We start from the raw sequence: 24415 nt of genomic DNA on the forward strand, positions 1-24415 counted from the left end.
CCCGCCACTCGCCGAGTGGCGGGCGTTTCTGCGCCACTCGGCACCCCGCTTTGCGCCACTCGGCGTCGCCCGCGCGATTCGGTCGTCCCCGACCCCGGGCGTCGGGGCAGGGCTAGGCTGCGAGGGTGAGGACCCTCATCACCGGAGGCGTGCGCTCGGGCAAGTCGTTCCACGCCGAGTCGCTCGTCGTCGCGGCCCCCGACGTCACCTACGTCGCGCCGGGCCCGCCGCCGGATCCTGAGTTCGACCCCGACTGGGCCGCCCGGGTCGAGGCGCACCGCGCGCGTCGCCCCGAGCACTGGAAGACGGCCGAGACCGCCGACCTCGAGCGCGCGATCGCGATGGCCGACGGCACCGTGATCGTCGACTGCCTCGGCACCTGGGTCACCGCCCTCATCAGCGAGCTCGACGGCTGGGACAAGACCCTCGACGACTGGGAGCCGGAGTTCTGGGACCGCGTCGAGCGCGCCGTGCAGGCCATGACGGCCCACGCGGAGGACGTCGTCGTCGTGACCAACGAGGTCGGCTGGGGCGTCGTCCCCGAGCACCGGTCCGGGCGGCTGTTCCGCGACCTGCTCGGCAAGGTCAACCAGCGGTTCGCGATGGACTGCGACGAGGTCCTGCTCGTCGTCGCCGGGCGCATCCTGCGCCTCTGACGACTGCCCGCCACCCTCCACTTTTGGAACTGGATCCACGCCACATCGGCTCGCCGAGGTGAATCCAGTTCCAAAAGTGGGGAGGGGGCCGGTCGGGAGCGGGCGGGAGTGGGTCAGGCCGGCCGGGGGAAGGCGGCGCGCGCGGCGTCGACGCGGGCGCGGACGACGCAGTCGCGCGCGTGGTCGTTGATCAGGCCCATGGCCTGCATGAACGAGAACACGGTGGTCGGGCCGACGAACTTCCAGCCGCGCTTCTTGAGGTCCTTCGACAGCGCGGTCGCGGTGGGCGAGGTCGTCAGCGACTGCGGCTCCGGCACCTCGGCCGGGTCGGGCTCGTGGCACCAGACGTACGCGGCGAGCGATCCCTCGGACTCGATGAGATCCAGCGCGCGGGCGGCGTTGTTGATCGTGGCCTCGATCTTGCCGCGGTGGCGGATGATCCCGGCGTCCTGCAGCAGGCTCGCCACGTCGGCCTCGTCGTAGCCGGCCACGGTCTGGAGATCGAAGCCGGCGAAGGCGGCGCGGAAGTTCTCGCGCTTGTCCAGGATCGTCCGCCACGACAGCCCGGCCTGGAAGCCCTCGAGGCAGAACTTCTCGAACAGCCGCACGTCGTCGGAGACCGGGAAGCCCCACTCGGTGTCGTGGTACTCGACGAAGCCGGGCGCACCGCCGGCCCAGTCGCAGCGCGGAGCGCCGTCGGGCCCGAGGAACGTCATGCGACGACCGCCGCGCAGCCGAGCAGGAGGACGGCCAGCGCGATCTCGACGGACGCACCGACCAGGTCGCCGATGATCCCGCCGAGCCGCCGCGCCACGTGGTGGACGAACGCGAACACCACGGCGAGGGTCAGCAGCACCACGGACACGCCCTGCAAAACTGGCCGATCGACCACGACCGCGACGACCGAGGCGATCAGCAGGACAAGAACCCACACGGCCGCCAGGGCCGGCACGGCCACGCTGCCGGCGAAGGTGGCGCCCATGCCGTCCGGGCGAGCCGGGGGGACCCCGCGACGCAGCGGCACGGTGGCCGCAGCGCGCGCCAGGCACCAGAGCACTCCCACGGCGACGGGCCCCCACGCCCAGGACGCCAGCGCCCCGGCCGAGGCCGCCTGCAGGAGCAGCACGAGCACGAGGGCGACGGCGCCGGCCGGTCCGACGTCACCGGTGCGGGCCACGGTCAGCGCCCGCTCCCGGTCGTAGGAGGAGGCGAGCGCGTCCGAGGTGTCGGCGAGCCCGTCGAGATGGAACCCGCGGGTCGCCCACGCCCCGGCACCGATCGCCAGGGCGCCGATCGCGACGGCCGGCAGGGCGAGCTCGCGGCCGGCCCAGGCGAGGGCCGCGACGAGCCCCCCGACGGGCAGCACGGCGAGCGGCGCGAGGGCGACGGCGATGCCGGCGGTGGCCCGGTCGACCCGGCGCGGCGCCGGGACGGGCACCGCGCTGAAGGTGCCGACCGAGAGTCGGACGGCGTCGCCGAAGCGGCTCACAGCAGCTCGTCGAGGCGGGCCATCTGGGCCAGCAGCAGGGCGGCGGAGCGGACCATCGGGACGGCGGCGACGGCCCCGGAGCCCTCGCCGAGCCGCAGGTCGAAGTCGACGAGCGGCGCCAGGCCGAGCGCCTCGAGTGCGCGCCACTGGGCCTGCTCGGTCGAACGGTGGCCGGCGGCGAGCCAGGGCGCGACGCCGGGCGTGAGCCGCTCGGCGACGGTCGCGGCGGCCACGGAGATCACGCCGTCGAGCAGCACGGGCACGCCGGCCTCGGCCGCGGCCGAGATGAACGCGGCCTGGGCGGCGAGGTCGGGGCTGCCGAGCGCGGCCAGCAGCTCGACGGGATCGGCGACGCGGTCGCCGGCGCGTTGCAGCGCGGTGGCCAGGACGTCGGTCTTCACGGCCAGCGCTTGGTCGTCGATGCCGGTCCCGCGGCCGACGACGTCCTCGGCCGGCAGGCCCAGGGCCCCGGCGATGAGAGCGACGGCCGTGGTCGTGTTGCCGATGCCCATGTCCCCGCCGATGAGCAGGTCGGCACCCGCGGCGATCTCCTCGGCCGCGATCTGGCGACCCGCCTCGATCGCGCGGTGGGTCTCGTCCACCGTCATGGCGTCCTTGAGGTGGATCGGCTCGGTGCCGCGGCGGATCTTGTACGCGCCGAGCGCCGGGTCGAGATCGGGGAAGTCGGCATCGACACCGAGGTCGAGCACGCGCAGCGACACGTCGTGCTGTCGGGCCAGGACCGACACCCCGGCGACGCCGGCGACGAAGCCGCGCACCATCGCCGCGGTCACCGCCGAGGGGTACGCCGAGACCCCGTGCGCGGCGACCCCGTGGTCGCCGGCGAACACGACGGCGCGAACGTGGGCGGGCGGTGCGGGCGTGGTCTCGCCGCGGACCGACGACCACCAGACCGCGAGCTCGCCGAGCCGGCCGAGGGCTCCGGTGGGGATGGCCAGCGCGGCCAGTCGGTTACGCGCTGCGGCCTGTGCGTCCGGCGAGGGTGGGGTGATCATGGGCCCATTCTCGCGCGAGCCCGACCACGTCGGCCTCGAGGGTCAGCAGCCGAGAAGTGGCCTCGCGGTCGAGCCCCGCGACCACGACGCGGTCGGTCGCGTCCTCGATCTGCTGGCGCGCCGCACGGCCCGTGTCGGTGCCCTCGCCGTCGGGCGTGAGCCAGCCGCGGGTGACGAGGTCGGTGATCGCCGCCTGCCACTCCTCCTCGGTCCAGCCACGCTTGCTGCGCTGGTCGGCGAACCACGCCCACCCGGTGCCCACGGCCAGGGCGTTGGCCGCGGCGCCGCTGAGCCCGGCGGCCGTGATCACCGCGAGGTGGCAGTCGCCGCGGTACTCGCGCAGGGCGGTGACGGACTGCCAGAAGTCGACGACGGGATCGTCCGACCGCGGCAGCCCGGCGTGCGCGGCGGCCAGCGGCTTGCCCGCCCAGTCGACACCCGCCAGCACCTGGCGCATCGAGCCGGCGAGGGCGGTCGCCCGCTCGGCCACCGGCGCGAGCAGGTCGCGGGCCAGTTCGTAGCGAGCCTCGAGGACCGCGTCGCGGTCGGCGAACCGCCAGGCGTCGGGGAGGGCGCGGTGCACCAGGCGCGGTGCGAAGCCGTGGAACGTCGCGACGACCAGCTCGGGTCCGGGCGTGCCCAGGGCGGCGGACCGGCTCGCGAAGTAGCCCATCCAGTAGCCCTTGAGGCCGACCGCCTCGTAGCGGGCCTGCGCGTCCGGGGCGAAGTACACGCCCCCGTGCAGGATCTCGATCGCGTTCCACAGGTCCTTCGAGGTCATGGCTGGACTCTAGGGCGGCGGGTTGCGAGATAGGGGAGCCACGGGCCCCCGGTCTCAGATACCATCGGTATGCGAAGCAGGGAGGAGCGATCGTGGCAGAGACCAGGGTGAGCCGGGCCGAGCGCCAGCGACAGACGCGCGAGCGCCTGATCGAGGTGGCCCGCGAGATGTTCCTCGCCGTCGGCTACGCCGGCACCTCCCTGGACAAGGTCGCCGTCGAGGCGGGCTTCTCCAAGGGCGCCGTCTACTCCAACTTCGCCGGCAAGGAAGAGCTCTGCATGGCGGCGCTCGACGTGATCCATGCCGAGAAGATCCGCCTCGTGCAGCAGGTCTTCACCGAGGAGACCTCGCTCGAGGCGCGCCTCAAGAGCTTCGTCGAGTGGTCGCGCTCGGGTCTGGGCGAGCCGCAGTGGACCGCCCTCGAGGTGGAGTTCGCCGCCGTCGCCCGGCACAACCCGTGGGTCGCGTCGGAGCTGGTGAAGCGGCACCGCGAGGTCCGCCGTCTCATCGGCCAGCTGATCTCGGCCACGATCGAGGAGGCCGACCTCGAGACGACGATCCCGGTCGAGCACGTCGCGACGGCCCTGCTGGCGCTCGGCGCGGGCCTGGGCGGCCTGCGCGCGCTCGACCCGAAGGTCGACCCCGACGTGTTCGGGGTGGTGCTGGCCGGTCTGGTCCGTCCCCGCCGGGGGACGGACGGGGCTCAGTAGCCCCCGTTGTCCTTGAACCGCTGGAAGCTGGCCTCGATCTCGGCCTCGGCCTCGCTGCGGCCGACCCAGTAGGAGCCCTCCTCGACGGACTTGCCCGGCTCGAGGTCCTTGTAGCTGGTGAAGAAGTGCTCGATCTCGCCGAGGTCGAAGTCCGAGACGTCGCCGACGTCCTGCGTGTGGTCGTGGCGCGGGTCGCCCGCGGGCACGCACAGGATCTTGTCGTCGCCGCCGGCCTCGTCGGTCATCTTGAACATGCCGATCGCGCGGCACTCGATGACGCAGCCCGGGAACGTCGGGAACGGCAGGATGACGAGCGCGTCGAGCGGGTCGCCGTCGTTGCCGAGGGTGTTGTCGATGAACCCGTAGTCGGCCGGGTACTGCATCGACGTGAAGAGGGTGCGGTCGAGCCGGATGCGGTGGGTCTTGTGGTCGAGCTCGTACTTGTTGCGCTCGCCCTTGGGGATCTCCACGGTGACGTCAAAGAACACGGTTCCTCCGGCTTTCGGGGTGATGACGGGTGTCACATAGTCTGACGCACGTGACAGCCCGTGGCGCCCGCAGGGGGGACAGGATGCGCGCAGCCTGGGTGCTGCCGCTGCTCGTCCTCGTCACCCTCGCGTCCATCGCGGTGCTCTACGTGCGTGGAGACCTGAACCCCATCCTGTGCGACGGGCCGTGCGCACCGCAATTCGTGACGCCTCCGGTGGGGCTCGGCACGCCGTCGCCCGACCCCGACCCGGTGGCCGCCGTGGGATCGGGCCCGGTCGATGCGACAGCGCTCGCCGCGGCGGTGGCCGGAGCGTCGGCGTCGGACGCGCTGGGCGGCCGCACGAGCGTGGTGGCGCTCGACGCCCGTGACGGCACGCCGCTGGTGGCGGACGCCCGCGGCACGCACGTCCCGGCGTCCACCACGAAGCTGCTGACCGCGGTCGCGGTCCTCGACCAGTGGGGGCCGGACGCGACGTTCACGACCTCGGTGGTCCGCGACGGCGATCGGCTGGTGCTCGTCGGCGGCGGCGACCCCTACCTCACCGCCACGCGGACGAAGGGCTCGTCGGTCGAGCGGGCCGACCTAGCCACGCTCGCCGCGGCGACGGCGAAGCAGGTCGGGCGCACGCCGGTGACGCTCGGCTACGACGTCTCGCTGTTCTCGGGCCCGGCAGTCAGTCCGGCCTGGGAGGAGGGCTACGTCGGCGGCGTCGTGGCGCCGGTCAGCCCGCTGTGGATCGATCGCGGTCGCGTCGGCGCCGGCCGTTCCACCGATCCCGCGGGCGACGCCGCCCGCCGGTTCGCCGAGCTGCTGCGGTCCCGGGGCGTGCCGGTGAACGGGACTCCGACGCAGGTCGAGGCTGCGGGCACCCCCGTGGCGAGCGTCCGCAGCGCCCGGCTCGCGCGGATCGTCGAGGCGTTCCTCGCCGACTCCGACAACGAGGTGGCCGAGGTGCTGCTGCGGCAGGCCGCGCTGAAGGCCGGCGAGCCGGGGTCGTTCGCCGGTGGCGCGAAGGTCGTCGCGCAGGTCCTCGGTGACGCCGGCGTCAGCACCGACGGGCTGGTCCTGAACGACGGCAGCGGGCTCTCGCGCAAGAACCGCATCGCAGCCGCCACTCTCGCCGAGGCGATGGTGGAGGTCTCGGCCGCGCCCCGGCTCGGCGCCGTCCTGACGGGCCTGCCCGTCGGCGGGTTCAGCGGCACGCTCGAGAACCGCTACGACCGGGCCGGCCGGGCGCGCGGTCTGGTCCGGGCGAAGACCGGCACCCTCACCGGCGTGCACTCCCTGGCCGGGATCGTGACCCTGCCGGGGGCCCGGCCCGTCGCCTTCGCGGTGATGGCCGACGACACCGAGGGGATCAACCCGCTCGTGACGCAGGCCGCGCTCGACGCCGTCGCCACGGCGATGGCCGGCTGCGCCTGCGGCGGCTAGATCGCCCGTCGCCGCGCCCGGCCGTGGCCGCGACGCCTAGGCTGCTCGGGTGGCTTCACGACTGGTCGACCTGCTCCCGGCGGAGCCGACCGAGGACGTCGACGCCGTCCACGAGGCGATCATGCAGTGGGTCGACGACCGTGGCCTGACGCTCTACCCCGCCCAGGACGAGGCGATCCTCGAGTGTGTCTCGGGCTCGAACGTCGTGCTCGCGACGCCCACCGGCTCGGGCAAGAGCCTGGTGGCCACCGCCGCGATGGGAGCCACGCTCGCCCGCGGCGGGTGCAGCGTCTACACCGCGCCGATCAAGGCGCTCGTCAGCGAGAAGTTCTTCGACCTGTGCGAGATCTTCGGGGCCGAGAACGTCGGCATGGTCACGGGCGACGCGGCGGTCAACGCCGACGCCCCGATCATCGCCGCGACCGCCGAGATCCTGGCCAACATGGCGCTCCGCGAGGGGGCCGCCGCCGACATCGCCACCGTCGTCATGGACGAGTTCCACTACTACGCCGACCCGGACCGGGGCTGGGCCTGGCAGGTGCCGCTGATCGAGCTGCCCCGCGCCCAGTTCCTGCTCATGTCGGCCACGCTCGGCGACACCTCGCGGCTCGAGGCCGACCTCGCCCGCCGCACGGGCCGCGAGACCGTCGCCGTCACCTCGGTCGAGCGGCCCGTGCCGCTGGTCAGCGAGTACGTGACGACCCCGGTCCACGAGACGCTCGAGCAGCTCGTCGAGACGCACCAGACGCCCGTCTACGTCGTCCACTTCTCGCAGGCGGCGGCGCTCGAGCGGGCGCAGGCGCTGACCAGCGCCAAGGTCGCCACCCGCGCCGAGCGCGACGCGATCGCCGAGGCGCTGGGCGACTTCCGCTTCACGTCCGCGTTCGGCAAGACCCTGTCGCGGCTGATCCGGATGGGCATCGGCGTCCACCACGCCGGCATGCTGCCGCGGTACCGCCGCCTCGTCGAGACGCTCACCCAGCAGGGCCTGCTGAAGGTCGTGTGCGGCACCGACACGCTCGGCGTCGGCATCAACGTGCCGATCCGCACGGTGCTGTTCAGCGGCCTGTCGAAGTACGACGGCGTCCGGCAGCGGCACCTGCAGGTCCGTGAGTTCCAGCAGATCGCCGGTCGCGCGGGCCGCGCCGGGTTCGACACGGTGGGCCACGTCGTCGTGCAGGCCCCCGACCACGAGGTCGAGAACGCCCGCCTCGTGCGCAAGGCCGGGGACGACCCCAAGAAGCTCAAGCGGATCCAGCGCAAGAAGCCGCCCGAGGGCTTCGTCTCGTGGGGGCACGGCACCTTCGAGCGACTGGTGAACGGCACCCCCGAGGCGCTCGTGTCACGGATGCGGGTGAGCCACGCGATGGTGCTCGACGTCATCACCCGTCCCGGCGACGCCCGGGCCGCGCTGGAGCACCTGATCCGCGAGAGCGGCGAGACGGAGGAGTCGCAGGAGCGGCTGCTCGAGCAGGTCGGCCACATCGTCGAGGCGCTCGTCGCCGGCGAGGTCGTCGAGCAGATCAACCCGCCCGACGCGCAGGGCCGCACCCTGCGCCTGACCGTCGACCTGCAGGCGAACTTCGCCCTCAACCAGCCGCTGTCGCCGTTCGCGGTGGCCGCGTTCGACCTGCTCGACCGCGAGTCGGAGACCTACGCGCTCGACGTGGTCTCGGTCGTCGAGGCGACGCTCGACGACCCGCGCCCGATCATCAGCGCCCAGCGGTTCCGGGCCCGGGGCGAAGCCGTGGCCGAGATGAAGATGGACGGGATCGAGTACGACGAGCGCATGGAGCTGCTCGAGGACGTCGAGCACCCCAAGCCGCTCGAGGAGCTGCTGACCGCGGCCTACGAGATGTACCGCAACGGGCACCCGTGGGTCGCCGACCACGAGCTGCGGCCCAAGTCGGTCGTGCGCGAGATGTGGGAGCGCGCCATGACGTTCTCCGAGCTCGTCTCGGACTACCAGCTCGCACGCTCCGAGGGCATGGTCCTGCGGTACCTGTCGGACGTCTACAAGACGCTCGTCCGCACGGTGCCGCAGGCGGTGCGCAACGACGAGCTGACCGACCTCACCGAGTGGCTCGGCGAGCTGGTGCGCCAGACCGACTCGAGCCTGCTCGACGAGTGGGAGGAGCTGATCGCGCCCGGGCAGGACCCCGCCGAGGTCCGCGCCCAGTCGACCGGCGCCGACACGCCGCGTCCGCTCACCGCCAACGCGCGGGCGTTCCGCGTGCTGGTGCGCAACGCGATGTTCCGCCGGGTCGAGCTGGCCGCCTTCGGCCGGTGGACCGCCCTGGGTGAGCTCGACGCCGAGTCGGGCTGGGACGCCGCCGCGTGGCGTGAGGCGATCGCCGAGTACCGCGAGGAGTACGACGAGCTCGGCACGGGCCCGGCGTCGCGCGGTCCGGACCTGTTCATGGTCGAGGACGACACGGTGCGCGTGTGGACGGTCCGCCAGGTCTTCGACGACCCCGAGAAGGACCGCGACTGGGGCATCGCGGCCGAGGTCGACCTCGACGCGTCCGACGAGGCCGGCGAGCCGGTCGTCCGGGTCCTCGACGTCGGCCCGCGCTGAGGCCCGAGGCCGTAGGTTGGACGCCATGATCGACTGGAACGTCGCGCAGGCCACGGCTCGACGCCTCATGCGCCCGGGCCCCGAGATGAGCCAGGCCGAGGTCGGCGAGGTCGTCGCCGAGCTGCGCGAGGCGTCCCTCGTCGCCGAGGGTCCCGTGCGCGAGTTCACCGGGCTCGTTCCCCGGTACCCGACGCCGGTCCTCGTCGTCGACCGGCCGCGCTGGGCCGATGCCAACCTCCAGGCGTTCAGCCTGCTGATGGCGCCGCTCGACGAGAAGCTCGCGGCCGCCGGCAAGCTGCCCACCGGCCTGCCCCGGGCGATCGGCGGGCGCGTCACCGGCGCGGAGCTCGGCGCGATCGTGGCGTTCCTCGGCGGCAAGGTGCTGGGCCAGTTCGACCCCTTCGCGGAGGGCGAGCACGGTCCCGGACGGCTGCTGCTCGTCGCGCCGAACATCGTCCACGTCGAGCGCGAGCTGGACGTCGACCCCACCGACTTCCGCCGCTGGGTGTGCCTGCACGAGGAGACCCACCGCGCCCAGTTCACGGCGGTGCCGTGGATGCGCGACCACATGATGGGCAAGGTCGACGAGCTGATGGACGCCACCGACGTCGGCGGCGGCGCCATGACCGAGATGGTCTCGGACGCGCTGCCGGAGCTGGTCCGCATCGTCCGCGGCGAGTCGGACAAGTCGCTGTCCGACCTGTTCCAGAACGAGCAGCAGCGCGCCGTGGTCGATGGGCTCACCGGCCTGATGTCGCTCCTGGAGGGGCATGCCGACGTCGTCATGGACGACATCGGCCCGGAGGTCGTGCCGAGCGTGGCCGAGATCCGCCGCAAGTTCACCAAGCGCCGGGGCGCCGGCTCCGCGCTGTCGAAGGTGGTGCGCCGACTGCTGGGCTACGAGGCGAAGATGCGCCAGTACAGCGACGGCGCGGCGTTCGTCCGGGCCGTCACCGACCAGGTCGGCAAGGACGGCTTCGACGCCGTGTGGGCCGAGCCCGCGCACCTGCCCACCCGCGCCGAGATCATCGACCCGAAGTCCTGGGTCTCCCGCGTCCACGGCTGATGGCCCGGCTCGACCCGTTCGTCGCGCGGGCCCGGAACCTGGTCGAGCCCCACCTCGTGCCCGGGGCGGTGGTCGCGGTGTCCGGCGGGGCCGACTCCCTCGCACTGGCTGCGGTCGTCGCCTTCTTCGTGCGCCGCCGCGAACTGGAGGCCCGGGCCGTCGTCGTCGACCACGGGCTCCAGCCCGGCTCGGCTGAAGTCGCCGCCCGGGCCGTGGAGCAGTGTGCAGGTCTCGGCCTGCCGGCCTCGGTACGGCGGGTCGAGGTGCGCGACGTCGGCACCGGCCCGGAGGACGCCGCCCGGGCCGCCCGTTACCTCGCCCTGCACGACGAGGCCGGGAACGCGCCGATCCTGCTCGCCCACACCCTCGACGACCAGGCCGAGACGGTCCTGCTGGGCCTCGGTCGCGGCTCCGGGCCGCGCGCGATCCAGGGCATGCGCGCGGTCAACGGACACCTGCGTCGCCCCTTCCTGACCCTGCGACGTGCCGACACCGAGCGGATCTGCGCCCTGCACGACCTCGACTGGTGGGACGACCCCCACAACGAGGACCCCGCCTACCGCCGCGTGCGGGTCCGCTGCGAGTTGCTGCCCCTCATGGAGGACGTGCTCGGCGGGGGAGTGGCCGAGGCATTGGCGCGCACCGCCGACCTCGTCCGGATGGATGCCGACGCGGTCGACGGCCTTGCGATCCGCGCAATGCCGACCTCGGGTGGGATCGAGGACCTGTGGACCTTCGCCGACCTCGACACCCCGGTGCGGCTGCGCATCTGGCGCCGTCTCGCGATCGACGCCGGCGCCTCGCCCGGCGAGCTGTCGCACGCGCACACCCTCGCCCTCGACGGTCTGCTGCAGGCGCGCGGCGGCACCCGGATCGAGCTCCCCGGTCACGTGACGGCCGTCCGCGAGGGCGACCGCGTGCGCTTCGAGCCGCAGACGCGAGATGTGTAGCGCTGCGTACCGAATTCGTGCCGAAACGGACCGCTTCGCTACACATCTCGAGCGGCGGCGCCGCTGGACCTTGGTGATTCGCGACCGGCTGGCGTGCGAAAGGTCGCTCTGTGGCACGCTGGCACCGTGGACACCGAGCGCGTTGAAGCCGACCTCGACCTGACCAAGACGCTCTTCACGGAGGAGCAGATCCAGACCCGGATCGCCGAGATGGCACGCCGGATCGAGGCTGACTACGAGGGGCGCGACCTGCTGCTCGTGGGCGTGCTGAAGGGCGCGGTCATGGTGATGGCCGACCTCTCGCGCGAGCTCGACCGTCACGTCGAGATCGACTGGATGGCGGTCTCCTCCTACGCAGGCACCAAGTCCTCCGGTGTGGTGCGCATCCTCAAGGACCTCGACACCGACCTCGACGGCCGCCACGTGCTGATCGTCGAAGACATCATCGACACGGGCCTGACCCTGTCGTGGCTGGTGGCGAACCTGCAGTCGCGCGGACCGGCGTCGGTCGAGATCGCCACGCTGCTGCGCAAGCCCGAGGCCCTCGAGATGCCCGTCGACGTCAAGTACGTCGGCTTCGACATCCCCAACGCGTTCGTCATCGGGTACGGCCTGGACTTCGACGAGAAGTACCGCAATTTGCGCAGTATCGGCACACTGGCCGAGCACATGTACTCCTGAGCCCAGGCACCGAACCGGACGGAACCCCACCTGCATGAACGACGAGGCGGCATGAACTTCAAGAGCCTGTTCAAGGGCCCGTGGCTGTGGATCATCCTCATCGCCGCCGTGGTCATCGGCGTGCTGTCGTTCTCCGGCTCGGCCGACGGGTACCGCGAGGTCAAGACCTCCACGATGGTGGGCTACTTCGACGACGCCAAGATCAAGGACGTCGAGTTCGTCGACGGCGACCAGGAGATCCGCGCAACGCTGAAGGGCGACGGGGCGAAGAAGGTCAAGGCCACGTGGCTCGGCCCCGACCAGGGCACCGAGTTCGTCACCAAGGCCCAGCAGCTGCGGGCCGACGACAAGCTGACCTCCTACAACGTCAAGCTCCCGCCGAAGAACACGCTGCTGTCGGTGCTGCTGAGCTTCCTGCCGTTCGTCATCTTCATCCTGATCTTCCTGTGGCTGATGAACTCGATGCAGGGCGGCGGCGGGCGCGTCATGCAGTTCGCCAAGTCCAAGGCCAAGCTCATGACCAAGGACACCCCGCAGACCACGTTCGCCGACGTCGCCGGGTGTGACGAGGCCATCGAGGAGCTCGGCGAGATCAAGGAGTTCCTCCAGGAGCCGGCCAAGTTCCAGGCCGTCGGCGCCAAGATCCCCAAGGGCGTCCTGCTGTACGGACCGCCCGGCACCGGCAAGACCCTCCTCGCGCGCGCCGTCGCCGGCGAGGCCGGGGTGCCGTTCTACTCGATCTCCGGATCGGACTTCGTCGAGATGTTCGTCGGCGTCGGCGCCAGCCGCGTCCGCGACCTGTTCGAGCAGGCGAAGGACAACGCGCCCGCGATCGTCTTCATCGACGAGATCGACGCCGTCGGCCGCCACCGCGGCACCGGCATGGGCGGCGGTCACGACGAGCGCGAGCAGACCCTCAACCAGCTGCTCGTCGAGATGGACGGCTTCGACGTGCGCGGCGGCGTCATCCTCATCGCCGCGACCAACCGTCCGGACGTGCTCGACCCTGCGCTGCTGCGCCCGGGCCGCTTCGACCGCCAGATCGCCGTCGAGGCTCCTGATCTGGCCGGCCGCACCCAGATCCTCAAGGTCCACGCCCGCGGTAAGCCGATCGGTCCCGGCGTCGACCTCGAGGCCGTCGCCCGCCGCACTCCCGGCTTCAGCGGCGCCGACCTGGCCAACGTCCTCAACGAGGCCGCGCTGCTCACCGCGCGTGGCGCCGCCACGACGATCGACAATGCCGCGCTCGACGAGGCCATCGACCGCGTCATCTCCGGCCCGCAGAAGCGCTCGCGCCTGATGAACGAGCACGAGCGCCTGGTGACGGCGTACCACGAGGGCGGCCACGCCCTGGTCGCCGCCGCGCTGCCGCAGAGCGACCCGGTGCACAAGATCACGATCCTGCCGCGAGGCCGGGCGCTGGGCTACACGATGGTCCTGCCCGACGAGGACAAGTACAGCCAGACGCGCGCCGAGCTGCTCGACAAGCTGGCCTACATGCTCGGCGGCCGCGCCGCCGAGGAGTTGGTCTTCCACGACCCCACCACGGGTGCCGGCAACGACATCGAGAAGGCCACCAGCCTGGCCCGCGCGATGGTGACGCAGTACGGCATGAGCCAGCGCATCGGCGCCGTCCGCTTCGGCGAGGACAACGGCCAGCCGTTCCTCGGCCGCGACATCGGCCACTCGCGCAACTACTCCGAGGACGTCGCCGCGACGATCGACGACGAGATCTCGGCGCTGATCAAGCAGGCCCACCAGGAGGCGTTCGACATCCTCGTCGAGAACCGCCACGTCCTGGACGAGCTCGTCCGCGAGCTGATGGAGAAGGAGACGCTCGACAAGGCCGAGGTCGCCCGGATCTTCGAGGCGCTCAACCGTCGCGACGTCCGTCCGGCCTGGACCGGCTCCGACCAGCGCCAGCCGTCGTCGCAGCCGCCCATCTCGGTGCCGGCACGCAACGGCGACGTTCCGCAGGAGGGCATCGTCGTGGGTCCGGACTCCGGCTCGGACGCCCCCGCCCCCGACGCGCCCCAGCCGGGCGAGTCCCCGACCCTCTAGGAGCACCGTGGCCGTCGACCAACCCCGTGCCGAGGCAGCCGTCCGCGAGCTGCTCGCGGCGATCGGCGAGGACCCCGACCGCGACGGTCTGCTCGACACGCCGGCACGCGTCGCCCGGTCGTACGCCGAGCTGCTCGGCGGGTACGACCAGGACGCGCGCGAGGTGCTGTCGGCCGTGTTCGAGGTCGGTCACCGCGAGCTCGTGCTGGTGCGCGACATCGAGGTCTGGAGCATGTGCGAACACCACATGGTGCCGTTCTTCGGCGTCGCCCACATCGGGTACATCCCTGGGGAGACCGGGCACGTCACGGGCCTGTCGAAGCTGGCCCGGCTCGTCGACGTGTACGCGCGCCGGCTGCAGGTCCAGGAGCGCCTCACGACCCAGGTCGCCGAGGCGATGGTCGAGGTCCTCGAGCCCCGCGGCGTCATCGTGGTGATCGAGGCCGAGCACCTGTGCATGACGATGCGCGGCGTCGCGAAGGCCGGCGCCCGCACCATCACCAGCGCCGTTCGCGGCCAGCTGCTCGACCCGGCCACGCGTGCCGAGGCGATGCAGCTCATCAGCAAGTGACCCCGTAGGACACCCGATGGTGACGCTCCCGCTGCCCGACCTGGCGCAGGACCGCTGCGTCGTCATGGGGGTCGTCAACGTCACCCCCGACTCGTTCTCGGACGGGGGATGCTGGTTCGACCCCGGCGCCGCCGCCGAGCACGGGCTCGAGCTGGTGCGCCGCGGCGCCGACCTCGTCGACGTCGGCGGCGAGTCCACCCGCCCGGGAGCCCTGCCCGTCGATCGTGCCGAGGAGCTGCGCCGGGTGGTGCCGGTGGTGCGCCGGCTCGCCGACGCGGGCGTCCCGGTGTCGGTCGACACGATGTGGGCCGAGACGGCCGAGCAGGCGCTCGACGCCGGCGCCGTGATCGTCAACGACGTCTCGGGCGGCCGTGCCGACCCGCGCATGGTGCCGCTCGTGGCCGCCGCCGAGGTGCCGTTCGTCGTCATGCACTGGCGGGGGCACTCCGACCGGATGCAGCAGCACACGGACTACACCGACGTGGTCGACGACGTCGTCTCCGAGCTGCGGGCGCAGGTGACGGCGGTGTGCGAGGCGGGGGTCGATCCGGCACGCGTCGTCGTCGACCCCGGACTGGGCTTCAGCAAGACCGGCGACCAGAACTGGACGCTGCTGGGCCACCTCGACCGCTTCGCCGCGCTCGGCCACCCGCTGCTGGTCGCCGCGAGTCGCAAGGGATTCCTCGGGTCGCTGCTGGCCGACGAGGCCGGTCCGCGGCCGGTCGACGAGCGCGAGGACGCCACGGCGGCCATCAGCATGCTCTCGGCGCTGGCGGGCGCGTGGGGCGTGCGGGTGCACGACCCCCGTCGCAGCGCCGACGCCGTCCGCGTCGCCGCCCGCGTCCGCGCGGAGGCGGCCGGTGGCTGACGTCCTGGCCGCGCACCGCGCCTTCTACGATGCGATCGAGACCGGCGACGTCGACCTGATGTCGTCGCTGTGGGTCGACGACATCGCCACCACGTGCGTCCACCCGGGCGCTCCGCCGCTCAAGGGCACCGGGCCGATCCTGCGCTCGTGGACCGTCCTGATGGCCGGCGTCGGGTACATCCAGTTCTTCCTGACCGACCTCGAGGTCACGCTGCTGCCCGCGCAGGACCCCACCACGGCGGTCATCGTGTGCACCGAGAACATCCTGTCCGACGCGGGCTCGGTCGAGTCGTTCAGCGGTGGCCGCGCGGTCGCCACGAGCATCCTCGTCCGCGATGCGGGACGATGGCGGTTCTGGGCGCGGCACGCGTCGCCCCTGATCGATCCTGAGGGGGACACGTGAGCGAGCGCCATGCGGGCGACCGGATCGAGTTGAGGGGCCTGTCGGCGATCGGCCATCACGGCGTTTTCGACCACGAGCGCAGGGACGGCCAGACGTTCGTCGTCGACCTCGTCCTGTCGGTCGACCTCGAGCCGGCGGCCACCTCGGGCGACCTCACCCGGACCGTGCACTACGGCGAACTCGCCGAGCAGGTCCACGCGATCATCACGGGGGAGCCGGTCGATCTCATCGAGACGTTGGCGCTCCGTATAGTGAGCGTATGTCTGGGCCATGAGCCCGTCCGCTGGGTCAGCGTGACGGTGCACAAGCCCGAGGCGCCGATCGAGGTGGCGTTCACTGACGTCACCGTGACGATGGAGCGGAGCAAGCTGTGACCGAAGCACCCACGCCGTACGAGCTCGATGCCGACACGATGACCGGGGGAATGCGTCCCATTCGCCAAGCCGTCCTGTCGATCGGCTCCAACCTCGGCGATCGTGCCGGCCGCCTGCAGGGCGCCGTGTCCGCCCTGGAGGACACCCCCGAGGTCACCGTCGTGGCCATCTCGTCGGTCTACGAGACCGAGCCCGTCGGCGCCCCCGAGGGCTCCGGTCCGTTCCTGAACGCCGTCGTCCTGATCGACACCACCTTGACCGTCCACACGCTGCTCGACCGCGCCCTGGCGATCGAGGACGCGTTCGAGCGTGAGCGCAGCGAGCCCGGTGCCCCGCGCACCCTCGACGTCGACATCATCGTCGTCGGCGACCGCGTCGCCCACGACGACTCCCTGACGCTGCCGCACCCGCGCGCCCACGAGCGCGCGTTCGTCCTCGTGCCGTGGCTCGAGATCGACCCTGAGGGCGAGATCCCCGGACACGGCTTCGTCGCCGACCTCGTCTCGGGCGTCGACGCCTCGGGCGTCACCAAGCGCGAGGACGTCGAGATCTTCCTGTGACCGACCGATGAGGAAGGTCCGGCGCAGTACGCCGCTCTACGTCGCGGGCCTCGTCGCGTCGGGCCTGGTCGTCGGTCGGCTGCTGCCGCCGCTCACGGTGCGGCTCGACGGCACGTCGCCGCCGGTCCCGGGCTGGGCGGCCGCCATCGTCCTGCTGTGTGGCGCCATCGCCGTCGGCGCCCTCGCGTGGGGCACCTGGCAGAACCTCCACCGCGACAAGCGCGTGTACTCCGCCGAGCACGCGATCCGGATCCTCGCGCTGGCCAAGGCGGCCGTCCTCGTGGGCGGCGTCTTCACCGGTGGCTACGCGGGCTACGCGCTGGCCTACCTCGGCTCGTCCACCGAGCTGGGCGAGTTGCGGCTGTGGCGCTCGGCCGCCGCGGCCGGCGCCGCGCTGCTGCTGCTGATCGCCGCGCTGGTGCTGGAGTGGACGTGCCGGCTGCCCTCGGACGACGACGAGGAGAAGTCGGCCCCCTCCGACGCCGATCCGTCGCCCGCCTGAAACGGCTGTCCACATGCTCCCCGCCCACTCTGGTGGGCGTCGGTGAGGTCTGGCATCGTCGTCCTCCAGTCGTCATGATGGGGGAGTGATCGAGTTGAACGAACCGCAGGTGTGGACGCTGATCGGGGTCTTCGCGGCGTCGACGTTCGCGCTGATGGGCGTGGTGACCGGCACGTTCACGCGTGTCCTGCGCGCCGAGATCGGCGGGGTGAACGCGCGCATCGACGGGCTGCGCGGCGAGATGGCCGCCCGCTTCGAACGGGTGGACGAGCAGTTCCGACGGGTCGACGACCGGCTCGACCACCTGGATCGCGACGTCCAGGCGGTTGCGCGCAAGGTGTTCGACCGGCCGGAGTGAGCGTCAGCCGCGGCGCCACCAGCGCCGCGGCGCCGGGACGGTCTGCTGCCAGGACACGTTGCGCCACGTCAGTAGCAGTCGTTCGTCGGCACCGCGCGGCGCGTGCTCGGCACGCACCGTGAACTCGGCGCCGTGGCTCTCGACCGAGGTTGTCAGGTCCGTCGGCGCCTCGTCGCCCGCGCGCCACGCCTGCCACCGGACGACGACCTCGTCGAGGTCCCCGTCGCCGGCCACGTGGACGTGGGCCGTGCGTCCGTCGAACGTGGCGGAGGCCTCGGTCATCCGCACGCGAGCGGCCTTCCGGGCCAACGCCCCGCGGGCGAGCTCGGCCCAGTCGGCCAGGAACGACGCGTGGCCGTGGGCGATGGCTCCGGCGCGGGCGCGGGACCGCATGGCCTCGAGGCGAGGGCGGTCGTTCAGCAGGTCGAGCGTCGCGTGGGCCAGCCGGGCGGCGTCGCCGGCGGGCACCAGCACGCCGTCGACCCCGGACTCGATCTGCTCGGCCGGGCCGTAGGGGACGTCGAACGCAAGCACCGGGCACTCGCGCATCCGCGCCTCGAGGATGAACAGGCCGTAGCCCTCGAACCGGCTGGTCAGCCAGGCCAGGTCGGCCTCCCAGAGGCGGTCGGCGGCGTCCGGGACGTGGCCGTGGAAGACGACGCGGTGGGCCACGTCGCGAGCCTGCGCCCGGGCGCGGAGCCGGGTCTCCTCGTCGCCGTCGCCGTAGATCTCGAGCATCGCGGTCGGGTGGCGCGGGGCGACGAGGGCGAATGCGTCGATGGCGCGATCGAGCTGCTTCTGGGGATGCAGGCGGGCGATCACGACGATCCGCCCGGGCACCCGCGCCGGCGCGGGGGAGGGCGGCTCGACGACCTCGACGGGGTTGGCCACGACATGGAGCTGTGGCAGGTCGCCGAACCGCAGCCGCAGGTCGTGCCGTTGGCGCTCGGTCAGGGTGTTGAGGGCGTCGAACCGGTCGACGTGCTCCAGCGACGACGCGTACGACGGCTCGATCGGCGAGTCCCAGCGCCGGTCGCCGCGCAGGTGCGGGTTGTGCATCTGGTGCATCAGCACGATCCGGGGATCGTCGAGCAGGCCCAGCTCCTCGGCGACGAACCGGCTGTCGCTGACCAGGAAGACCGGCCCGTCGGCGGGCACGACCCGCCGGGTCCACCAGCGCCACAGGTCGCCGAGCCCGTCGCCACGCAGCACCGTGCGCCCGTCACGGTCGAGCACGCGGGTGTCGCCCTCCATGACGTCGGGCGGGGTGAACGCATAGGTCGTGCCGTCCGGTCGGAGGTACTCCCACGTGGTCTCGACGCCCGCCTCGTCGAGGTGCCGCCGGCGCCACGCGTACCCGTCCTCGACGTCGTCCTCGGTGCGGGCCGCGGGTGGGATCGCCGGGGCGTCGGCTCCGGGCAGCCCGGAGAGGTCGCGCTCGCGCAGGTCCTCGTGCAGGTTGACCAGCCGGCTCTGCGGCAGCAGCAGCCCGTCGGCCAGCAGGCCGGCGCGGATCGGCTCGTACGAGGGAACCGGGTTGTAGGTCAGGATCGGGAAGTCCAGGCCCGCGGCGACGAACAGCCGGTGGCGCAGCAGGACCATGCGGGTCTGGCCGCCCGCGCCGAGCCGGACGTTGCCCACGACCGAGAACCAGGCCCCGGCGGGGAACGGTGTGGCCGGCTCGCCCGGTGCAGCGACGGAAGGCGACACGCGGCGAGCGTATAGCATCGACGCCGTCCGGGATGTTCGGCGAAGGCGTAGGTGACATGGGCAGGTTGCGGTCGCTCACGCGGCGGGTGCGAGACCTCGCGACGGGTCCGAACAAGCCCCTCGACGTCCTCGCGCGCGAGGTCCCGGCCGCGATCCGGAAGCTCCCCAAGGACCTCGACGGCAGCATCGAGGCCGAGCTGCGCGCGCAGGTGCCCGAGCTGCTCCGCGAGGTCGACCGAGCCGCGCTCGTCCGCGCGGTGCCGTCCTGGGCCAAGGTCGCGCTGCGCCACCTCGAGCACGACGACGTCGACGCCCTGCACGCGGCGCTCAACCAGGGGCTCATCGACGTCCGCCAGTTCGCGGGCGGCCTCCACGACGGGCTCCCGGTGCTGCACCTGCCCGGATGGGACGACCCCTCGATCCCGCGCGAGACGTTCGTGCTGGCCGACTCCGAGACCCGCTTCGCCGGCGAGGTCGTCCGTTCGCGCGTCGTCGACGACCGCTTCGAGGCCGTCCTGCGCGCCGGCTTCGCGCACATCGACGCCGACGGCGCGGTCCCCGAGCTGACGGTCATGACCCCCGGCGTGCGGGCCGCCTACGTCGGCGAGACCTCCGGGCACCGCGGCGGCGCCGCGATGTGGCGCGAGACCTACGACCTCAGCACCTGGGCGGTCGACCTCCCGCTGTCGCGGCTCGGCCCCGAGCAGGCGCTCGAGGTCGAGGTCGAGGTCCGGCTCGCCGGTCGCACCGCCCGCGGACGCCTGCAGCTCGTCGTCCCGCCCGAGCCGATCGGGCCCGCCGTCGACGCCATCGACCTGGAGCGGGGCACGATCGTCGTCCGGGGCCGCGGACTGGACACGGCGCCCACGCTGCAGTCGTCCTCGGTCACGCTGACGGCCACCGAGTTCACGCGGCTCGGCTCCAGCTTCCGCTGCGTCTTCCCCGCGACCGCCGACCGGTGGGGCCGGGGCGAGCTGCCGCTGCCGATCGGCGACTACGTCGTCGTCGCCGACGGTGAGCCGCTGCCGCTGGCGGCCGAGCTCGTCGGCTGGCCCGTCGACCTCGCGGACGGCCCGCTCGTCGGGCACACCTCCGACGCCGGCCTGCGGCTGATCAAGCCGCGGCTGCCCGACGAGAACACGATGTACGGCCAGCGGTACCTCCGGGAGGCGTACGTCGCTCTCGAGACGGCCGTGGATCCGAAGATGGCGATGTTCCAGTGCTACTGGGCCGAGGTCGCCACCGACAGCCAGGCGGCGATCCACCGCGAGCTCCACCGCCGCGACCCGCGGATGCGGCTCTACTGGGGCACGGTCGACCACTCCGTCGCGCTGCCCGAGGGCGCCAAGCGCCTCGTGGCCGGCACGCGGGAGTGGTACTCCGCGCTGGCGACGGCGCGACTCCTCGTCAAGAACACCGAGGTCGGCGCGTACACGCGCCTGCGCCCCGGGCAGGTCTACCTGCAGACGTTCCACGGCCAGCCGTTCAAGCGCATGGGCCGGCCCGACTTCGCGCGTCGCATGGCCTCGTGGCGGGCCGAGTACGAGGCCACCGAGCGGCGCTCCACCTATTGGGACGTCATCTGCCTGCCCTACCCGGAGGCCGACGAATTCTACCGCGAGGCCTACGACTGGCAGGGCCCGGCGTTCGACCACGGCCTGCCCCGCACCGACGCGCTGTTGGCCGAGGACGCCGACGACGTACGCCGCGCCACGCGCCGCCTGCTGGGCATCCGCGACGACCAGACCGCGGTGCTGCACGCCACGACGTGGCGCGAGGACCTGTCGCGCGGAGACAACACCTCGGCCGACCCCGGCCTGCTCGACGTGAAGGCGCTCGCCGAGGAGCTCGGCGACGACGTGGTCGTGCTGCAGCGCAGCCACCACTCCGTCGCGCGCTCCGACCAGCGCCACGGCAGCGGGGGAGGGGTGGTCGACGTCACCGACCATCCCGAGATCAACGACCTCGTGCTGGCGTCCGACCTGGCGATCCTGGACTACACCTCGCTGCGGTTCGACTACGCGATCACCGGCAAGCCCATGGTCTTCTTCGTGCCCGACCTGGAGAAGTACGAGCAGGAGCTGCGCGGCTTCCTGTTCCCCTTCGAGGAGTCCGCGCCCGGTCCCGTCGTCCGCGACTCCGGCGACCTCGCGGCCCTCGTGCGCGACACCGCGTGGGTCGCCGAGCACGCCGACGCCTACGCCGCCTTCAATGAGCGCTTCAACCGGTTCCACGACGGGCGCGCGGCCGAGCGGGTCGTCGACGGCCTGCTCGGGTGGGACGCGTGAGGCTGTTCCGGCGTGCGGCTCCCGAGCCGCTGCTCAGCGTCGTCGTGCCGGTGTACGCCGTCGAGCAGTACCTGGCGGCGTGCCTCGACTCGATCCTCGACGCGCCCCTGGCGATGGAGGTCATCGTCGTCGACGACGGCTCGCCGGACGGGAGCGCGAGGATCGCCCGGAAGTACGCGCGACGTGATCCGCGGGTGCGGGTGGTGACCCGCCCCAACGGGGGCCTCAGCGCCGCCCGGACGACCGGCGTCGAGCACGCGACGGCGCCGTACCTGACGTTCGTCGACTCCGACGACCTCATCGATCCCTACGGGTTCACGAGCGCCGTCGCCGCCCTCGAGCGGACGGGGTCGGACTACGCCCTCCTCCCGTACCGGCAGTTCCGCGATCCCGCCTCGCCCATTCCCACGCCGCCGTGGGTCGAGAGCCTCTACGAGGACGAGACCCGGACGCTGGTCGCCCACGACCACCCCGAGCTCCTGGCGCAGGCCACCGCCTGGTCGAAGGTCTACCGGCGCTCCTTCTGGGACGAGGCCGGCCTCGAGTTCCGCGAAGGCGTCCTCTACGAGGACCAGGAGGTCACCGCGCGCGCGTTCGTCGCTGCCGGCCGCGTCGACCTCGTGCCGTTGCCGACCTACCGGTGGCGCATCCGTCCGGGGTCGATCACGCGCGAGGCGACGGAACGGTCGCTGGGGGCGTTCTTCGACGCGATCGCGCTGAGCCTCGATGCGCTCGACCCGGTTCCGGGTGCGCGGGCCGCGCGAGCGACTCAGGTGCTGTCGAACGACGTGCCGCGGTACCTCCGCACGCTCGCGAAGGTGGGCGACGAGGGCTACCGCGAGCGGTTGTTCCGGGGCGCGCTCGACCTGCTCGCGGAGCCGGGCGTCGACCTGTCGCAGGCGCCGGCCGAGGCGCGCGTCGTCTACGCGCTGCTCAACGCCGGACGATCGTCGGACGTCAGCGTGTTCGTCGACCAGGGTGGGTTCGACCTGCCGTCGCTGCGGTCCGACGAGGTCGACGGCCGACCCGCCCTCGTCTTCCCGTTCACGGGCGACCCCGACGTGCCCGACGAGGCACGCATCCTGTCCGAGCGCCAGACGCCGGTCGACGCCACGGTCCTGCGGGCGCGGCTGGACGACGACGGCCTGCGCCTGACCGTGGCGGCGTGGTTGCGTCACGTCGACGGAGGTCGGCCGACCTGCCGGGCGTGGCTGCGGGACCTCACCGGCTGGGAGCGTGAGTTCACCGTCGCGCCGGCCGAGGAGCTCATCGGCCACCGGGTCCGTACGACGCGTCGGAGCAATGAGGACAGCGTCTGGGACCTGACGCTCGAGCTGCCGGACCTCGACGACGTCGACTGCTCGGAGCTGGTCGTCGAGGTCACGCACGGCGGACGTGTCCGGCGGGGGAGGGTCACGCGCATCGATCCGGGCGGATCGGCCGCGGTCCCGCAACAGGCCGGGTCCGCGGGACTGACGGGTGCCGAGCCGTGGGAGCTCGACTGCGTCGAGGTGAAGCCGTGGAAGGGCGACCTCGTCGATCCGGCCTCTGTCGAGATCCCTGCCGAGGTGGGCGAGCACGAGGTGCCGGGGCTGCTGGACCAGTCGCTCGCGCTGCAGCTGCCGTGGGACTTCGAGCTCGACGACCGGCAGGGCTACCTCGCGCTCGCCGGTCCGCGCCGGCTCAAGGTCGTCGTGCAGCCGAAGGTGCCGCGCGAGCAGCTCGCCTTCTGGTGGCGGCGCGATCATGGCTGAGTCCGCTGGAGGCATCGACATCGACGTTCCCTCGATCCGCGAGGCGTGCGAGGCCGGTGGGTACGACGCGTTCTGGCTCCGGCTGCGCACCGACGGCGACGACGCTGCCGGCGTCACCGCCGCCGCCGCCGAGGCCGACGAGGCGGCGCAGGAGGCGGAGCTCGACATCGCGGCGATGGGCGTGACGCCCTGTCCCGGTGGGTTCGCGCTCGAGCTGGGCGCCGCGTTCTGGGACGAGCACGTCGACGCCTGGCTGGATCACTTCGTCCGTGCGCTCGCCGGTCGCGGCATCCACGGACGACTCGAGGGCGCACGGGACGTGTGGCTGCCCGAGCTGCTCGCCGCGGCTCAGCCGCCGGTGCCCACGCTCTTCGTCTGGTTCGACGGCGTCGACCGTCCGGACCGGTACGCCGGGTGGCAGCTGCCCGCCGTGGCCACGCGAGAGGTGGTCGGCACGGCCGTCGCGTGGGTCCTCGAGCAACCGGGGCCGGTCGTGCTGACGCAGTTCGGGCTGTCGTTGAGGGCCGAGCGCGAGGGCCTGGCCCGTGAGCTCGGGCGAATCCTCTCCGGGGCGCCCAGCGGCGCCGTCGACCTGGTTGACGACGCCGCGTGGACGGCCCGCCGGGTGGCCTTCTGTCCCGAGGCGTGCGGTGTCTTCCAGACGCTCGGTGGCTCAGCGCAGGACCAGGTCGACCGGTTGCGCGATCTCGCCCTGCTCCTGGCGCCCCACACCCGTCTCGGGTTCATCCGGGTCGCGCAGCGGGGCGTGAGCGGTCCCCACGCCATCGACTCCGCGCAGCCGCTCGCCGGGATCGAGGAGTATCACGTCCGTCGGGCTCCCGCCCTGCTGGATCGGCTGGTGCCGGACGCCCACGGCGTCCAGGTGGTCGGCCGGGCGCATCTCGCCGCCGCCGGCGATCTCCCCGGCTGGAGGGTCGAGGAGCTGGGCCACGACAGGTTCCTGGTCTCGGCTCCCGACCTGGACGCCTGGTACGCCGGCGGCCGCCCCGACGCGGCGGTGCTGGCGCGCGCCCGTGCCGACTGGGACTCGGCCCTGCTCACCGCGGCCAGGTCCGACGCCCACGCGGCCGGCGAGGACTGACGCGTCCCGCGTGGCA

General features: G+C 72.7%; 24 protein-coding genes. 18 read left to right on the forward strand and 6 right to left on the reverse strand.

Annotation, left to right across the window (positions count from 1 at the left end):
• Positions 1-125 precede the first annotated feature (125 nt).
• Entirely contained in the window at positions 126-656 is a 531-nt protein-coding gene (gene cobU / locus AFL01nite_RS04500) for a bifunctional adenosylcobinamide kinase/adenosylcobinamide-phosphate guanylyltransferase (RefSeq protein WP_146825988.1), read from the forward strand.
• Between the two features lie 113 nt (positions 657-769).
• Here the strand turns inward: cobU and AFL01nite_RS04505 are convergent, their stop codons facing one another.
• From AFL01nite_RS04505 to AFL01nite_RS04520, 4 genes are read right to left on the reverse strand one after another with little or no spacing between them, the layout of a single operon-like run.
• On the reverse strand, positions 770-1372 hold the full coding sequence (locus AFL01nite_RS04505) for a DNA-3-methyladenine glycosylase I (protein ID WP_146825989.1): 603 nt from the start codon (positions 1370-1372) through the stop codon (positions 770-772).
• Positions 1369-2145, reverse strand: a complete 777-nt coding sequence (locus AFL01nite_RS04510) for an adenosylcobinamide-GDP ribazoletransferase (RefSeq protein ID WP_146825990.1) — start codon at positions 2143-2145, stop codon at positions 1369-1371. Before AFL01nite_RS04510 ends, AFL01nite_RS04505 begins: the two co-directional genes overlap by 4 nt.
• Positions 2142-3161 (reverse strand): nicotinate-nucleotide--dimethylbenzimidazole phosphoribosyltransferase, encoded by a 1020-nt coding sequence (gene cobT / locus AFL01nite_RS04515; protein ID WP_146825991.1) that lies wholly within the window; start codon positions 3159-3161, stop codon positions 2142-2144. Before cobT ends, AFL01nite_RS04510 begins: the two co-directional genes overlap by 4 nt.
• Positions 3118-3942, reverse strand: coding sequence for an SCO6745 family protein (locus AFL01nite_RS04520; RefSeq protein WP_146825992.1), 825 nt, complete (start codon positions 3940-3942; stop codon positions 3118-3120). The genes cobT and AFL01nite_RS04520 overlap by 44 nt, the downstream gene beginning before the upstream one ends.
• A 92-nt stretch (positions 3943-4034) precedes the next feature.
• On the opposite strand from AFL01nite_RS04520, the gene AFL01nite_RS04525 reads away from it, so the two are divergent.
• Positions 4035-4652: a TetR/AcrR family transcriptional regulator gene (locus AFL01nite_RS04525; RefSeq protein ID WP_246119582.1), complete on the forward strand. Its 618-nt coding sequence runs from the start codon at positions 4035-4037 to the stop codon at positions 4650-4652.
• Here AFL01nite_RS04525 and AFL01nite_RS04530 read toward each other — a convergent pair.
• Positions 4646-5176: an inorganic diphosphatase gene (locus AFL01nite_RS04530; RefSeq protein ID WP_281285727.1), complete on the reverse strand. Its 531-nt coding sequence runs from the start codon at positions 5174-5176 to the stop codon at positions 4646-4648. The genes AFL01nite_RS04525 and AFL01nite_RS04530 overlap by 7 nt on opposite strands.
• Before the next feature lie 47 nt (positions 5177-5223).
• Here AFL01nite_RS04530 and dacB point away from each other — a divergent pair, with 47 nt between their 5' ends.
• The 13 genes from dacB (at position 5224) to AFL01nite_RS04595 (ending at position 17545) form a co-directional block, all read left to right on the forward strand.
• Positions 5224-6573 carry a D-alanyl-D-alanine carboxypeptidase/D-alanyl-D-alanine endopeptidase gene (dacB, locus tag AFL01nite_RS04535; RefSeq protein WP_146825994.1) on the forward strand — a complete coding sequence of 450 codons (1350 nt, stop codon included), beginning with the start codon at positions 5224-5226 and terminating at the stop codon, positions 6571-6573.
• A 121-nt stretch (positions 6574-6694) separates the two neighbouring features.
• Positions 6695-9151 (forward strand): DEAD/DEAH box helicase, encoded by a 2457-nt coding sequence (locus AFL01nite_RS04540; RefSeq protein ID WP_146826236.1) that lies wholly within the window; start codon positions 6695-6697, stop codon positions 9149-9151.
• A 25-nt stretch (positions 9152-9176) separates the two neighbouring features.
• The gene (locus AFL01nite_RS04545; protein WP_146825995.1) at positions 9177-10217 is read left to right on the forward strand and encodes an Rv3626c family coenzyme F420 biosynthesis-associated protein; all 1041 of its coding nucleotides are present in this window, start codon (positions 9177-9179) and stop codon (positions 10215-10217) included.
• A complete protein-coding gene (gene tilS, locus AFL01nite_RS04550; RefSeq protein ID WP_146825996.1) occupies positions 10217-11167 on the forward strand; it encodes a tRNA lysidine(34) synthetase TilS in 951 nt (316 codons plus the stop codon). The genes AFL01nite_RS04545 and tilS overlap by 1 nt, the downstream gene beginning before the upstream one ends.
• Before the next feature lie 126 nt (positions 11168-11293).
• The gene (hpt, locus tag AFL01nite_RS04555; RefSeq protein ID WP_146825997.1) at positions 11294-11848 is read left to right on the forward strand and encodes a hypoxanthine phosphoribosyltransferase; all 555 of its coding nucleotides are present in this window, start codon (positions 11294-11296) and stop codon (positions 11846-11848) included.
• Between the two features lie 51 nt (positions 11849-11899).
• Entirely contained in the window at positions 11900-13909 is a 2010-nt protein-coding gene (gene ftsH, locus AFL01nite_RS04560) for an ATP-dependent zinc metalloprotease FtsH (protein WP_146825998.1), read from the forward strand.
• 7 nt (positions 13910-13916) lie between these two features.
• The gene (gene folE, locus AFL01nite_RS04565; RefSeq protein WP_146825999.1) at positions 13917-14480 is read left to right on the forward strand and encodes a GTP cyclohydrolase I FolE; all 564 of its coding nucleotides are present in this window, start codon (positions 13917-13919) and stop codon (positions 14478-14480) included.
• 16 nt (positions 14481-14496) lie between these two features.
• Entirely contained in the window at positions 14497-15348 is an 852-nt protein-coding gene (folP, locus tag AFL01nite_RS04570; RefSeq protein WP_146826000.1) for a dihydropteroate synthase, read from the forward strand.
• On the forward strand, positions 15341-15751 hold the full coding sequence (locus AFL01nite_RS04575) for a nuclear transport factor 2 family protein (protein ID WP_146826001.1): 411 nt from the start codon (positions 15341-15343) through the stop codon (positions 15749-15751). Before folP ends, AFL01nite_RS04575 begins: the two co-directional genes overlap by 8 nt.
• Positions 15748-16125: a dihydroneopterin aldolase gene (folB, locus tag AFL01nite_RS04580; RefSeq protein ID WP_146826002.1), complete on the forward strand. Its 378-nt coding sequence runs from the start codon at positions 15748-15750 to the stop codon at positions 16123-16125. Before AFL01nite_RS04575 ends, folB begins: the two co-directional genes overlap by 4 nt.
• On the forward strand, positions 16122-16685 hold the full coding sequence (gene folK, locus AFL01nite_RS04585; protein WP_146826003.1) for a 2-amino-4-hydroxy-6-hydroxymethyldihydropteridine diphosphokinase: 564 nt from the start codon (positions 16122-16124) through the stop codon (positions 16683-16685). The genes folB and folK overlap by 4 nt, the downstream gene beginning before the upstream one ends.
• A gap of 7 nt (positions 16686-16692) precedes the next feature.
• Positions 16693-17187 carry a DUF3180 domain-containing protein gene (locus AFL01nite_RS04590; RefSeq protein ID WP_146826004.1) on the forward strand — a complete coding sequence of 165 codons (495 nt, stop codon included), beginning with the start codon at positions 16693-16695 and terminating at the stop codon, positions 17185-17187.
• Between the two features lie 85 nt (positions 17188-17272).
• Positions 17273-17545 (forward strand): hypothetical protein, encoded by a 273-nt coding sequence (locus AFL01nite_RS04595; RefSeq protein WP_146826005.1) that lies wholly within the window; start codon positions 17273-17275, stop codon positions 17543-17545.
• A 3-nt stretch (positions 17546-17548) separates the two neighbouring features.
• Here AFL01nite_RS04595 and AFL01nite_RS04600 read toward each other — a convergent pair whose 3' ends face one another.
• The gene (locus AFL01nite_RS04600) at positions 17549-19255 is read right to left on the reverse strand and encodes a glycosyltransferase (RefSeq protein ID WP_146826006.1); all 1707 of its coding nucleotides are present in this window, start codon (positions 19253-19255) and stop codon (positions 17549-17551) included.
• A 56-nt stretch (positions 19256-19311) separates the two neighbouring features.
• Here AFL01nite_RS04600 and AFL01nite_RS04605 point away from each other — a divergent pair, with 56 nt between their 5' ends.
• The 3 genes from AFL01nite_RS04605 to AFL01nite_RS04615 are packed head-to-tail and all read left to right on the forward strand — an operon-like array spanning position 19312 to position 24399.
• Positions 19312-21543, forward strand: a complete 2232-nt coding sequence (locus tag AFL01nite_RS04605; RefSeq protein WP_146826007.1) for a CDP-glycerol glycerophosphotransferase family protein — start codon at positions 19312-19314, stop codon at positions 21541-21543.
• Entirely contained in the window at positions 21540-23297 is a 1758-nt protein-coding gene (locus AFL01nite_RS04610) for a glycosyltransferase (RefSeq protein ID WP_186813810.1), read from the forward strand. Before AFL01nite_RS04605 ends, AFL01nite_RS04610 begins: the two co-directional genes overlap by 4 nt.
• Entirely contained in the window at positions 23290-24399 is a 1110-nt protein-coding gene (locus tag AFL01nite_RS04615) for a hypothetical protein (protein WP_146826009.1), read from the forward strand. The genes AFL01nite_RS04610 and AFL01nite_RS04615 overlap by 8 nt, the downstream gene beginning before the upstream one ends.
• Positions 24400-24415 lie beyond the last annotated feature (16 nt).

The sequence above is a fragment of the Aeromicrobium flavum genome, from assembly GCF_007992115.1.
Classification (GTDB): domain Bacteria; phylum Actinomycetota; class Actinomycetes; order Propionibacteriales; family Nocardioidaceae; genus Aeromicrobium; species Aeromicrobium flavum.

Coding starts and splice junctions, on each gene's coding strand:
- AFL01nite_RS04505 (WP_146825989.1), bottom strand. CDS start 1,372: ATGACGTTCCTCGGGCCCGACGGCGCTCCGCGCTGCGACTGGGCCGGC.
- cobT (WP_146825991.1), bottom strand. CDS start 3,161: ATGATCACCCCACCCTCGCCGGACGCACAGGCCGCAGCGCGTAACCGA.
- AFL01nite_RS04520 (WP_146825992.1), bottom strand. CDS start 3,942: ATGACCTCGAAGGACCTGTGGAACGCGATCGAGATCCTGCACGGGGGC.
- dacB (WP_146825994.1), top strand. CDS start 5,224: ATGCGCGCAGCCTGGGTGCTGCCGCTGCTCGTCCTCGTCACCCTCGCG.
- AFL01nite_RS04540 (WP_146826236.1), top strand. CDS start 6,695: ATGCAGTGGGTCGACGACCGTGGCCTGACGCTCTACCCCGCCCAGGAC.
- AFL01nite_RS04545 (WP_146825995.1), top strand. CDS start 9,177: ATGATCGACTGGAACGTCGCGCAGGCCACGGCTCGACGCCTCATGCGC.
- tilS (WP_146825996.1), top strand. CDS start 10,217: ATGGCCCGGCTCGACCCGTTCGTCGCGCGGGCCCGGAACCTGGTCGAG.
- ftsH (WP_146825998.1), top strand. CDS start 11,900: ATGAACTTCAAGAGCCTGTTCAAGGGCCCGTGGCTGTGGATCATCCTC.
- folP (WP_146826000.1), top strand. CDS start 14,497: ATGGTGACGCTCCCGCTGCCCGACCTGGCGCAGGACCGCTGCGTCGTC.
- AFL01nite_RS04590 (WP_146826004.1), top strand. CDS start 16,693: ATGAGGAAGGTCCGGCGCAGTACGCCGCTCTACGTCGCGGGCCTCGTC.
- AFL01nite_RS04605 (WP_146826007.1), top strand. CDS start 19,312: ATGGGCAGGTTGCGGTCGCTCACGCGGCGGGTGCGAGACCTCGCGACG.
- AFL01nite_RS04615 (WP_146826009.1), top strand. CDS start 23,290: ATGGCTGAGTCCGCTGGAGGCATCGACATCGACGTTCCCTCGATCCGC.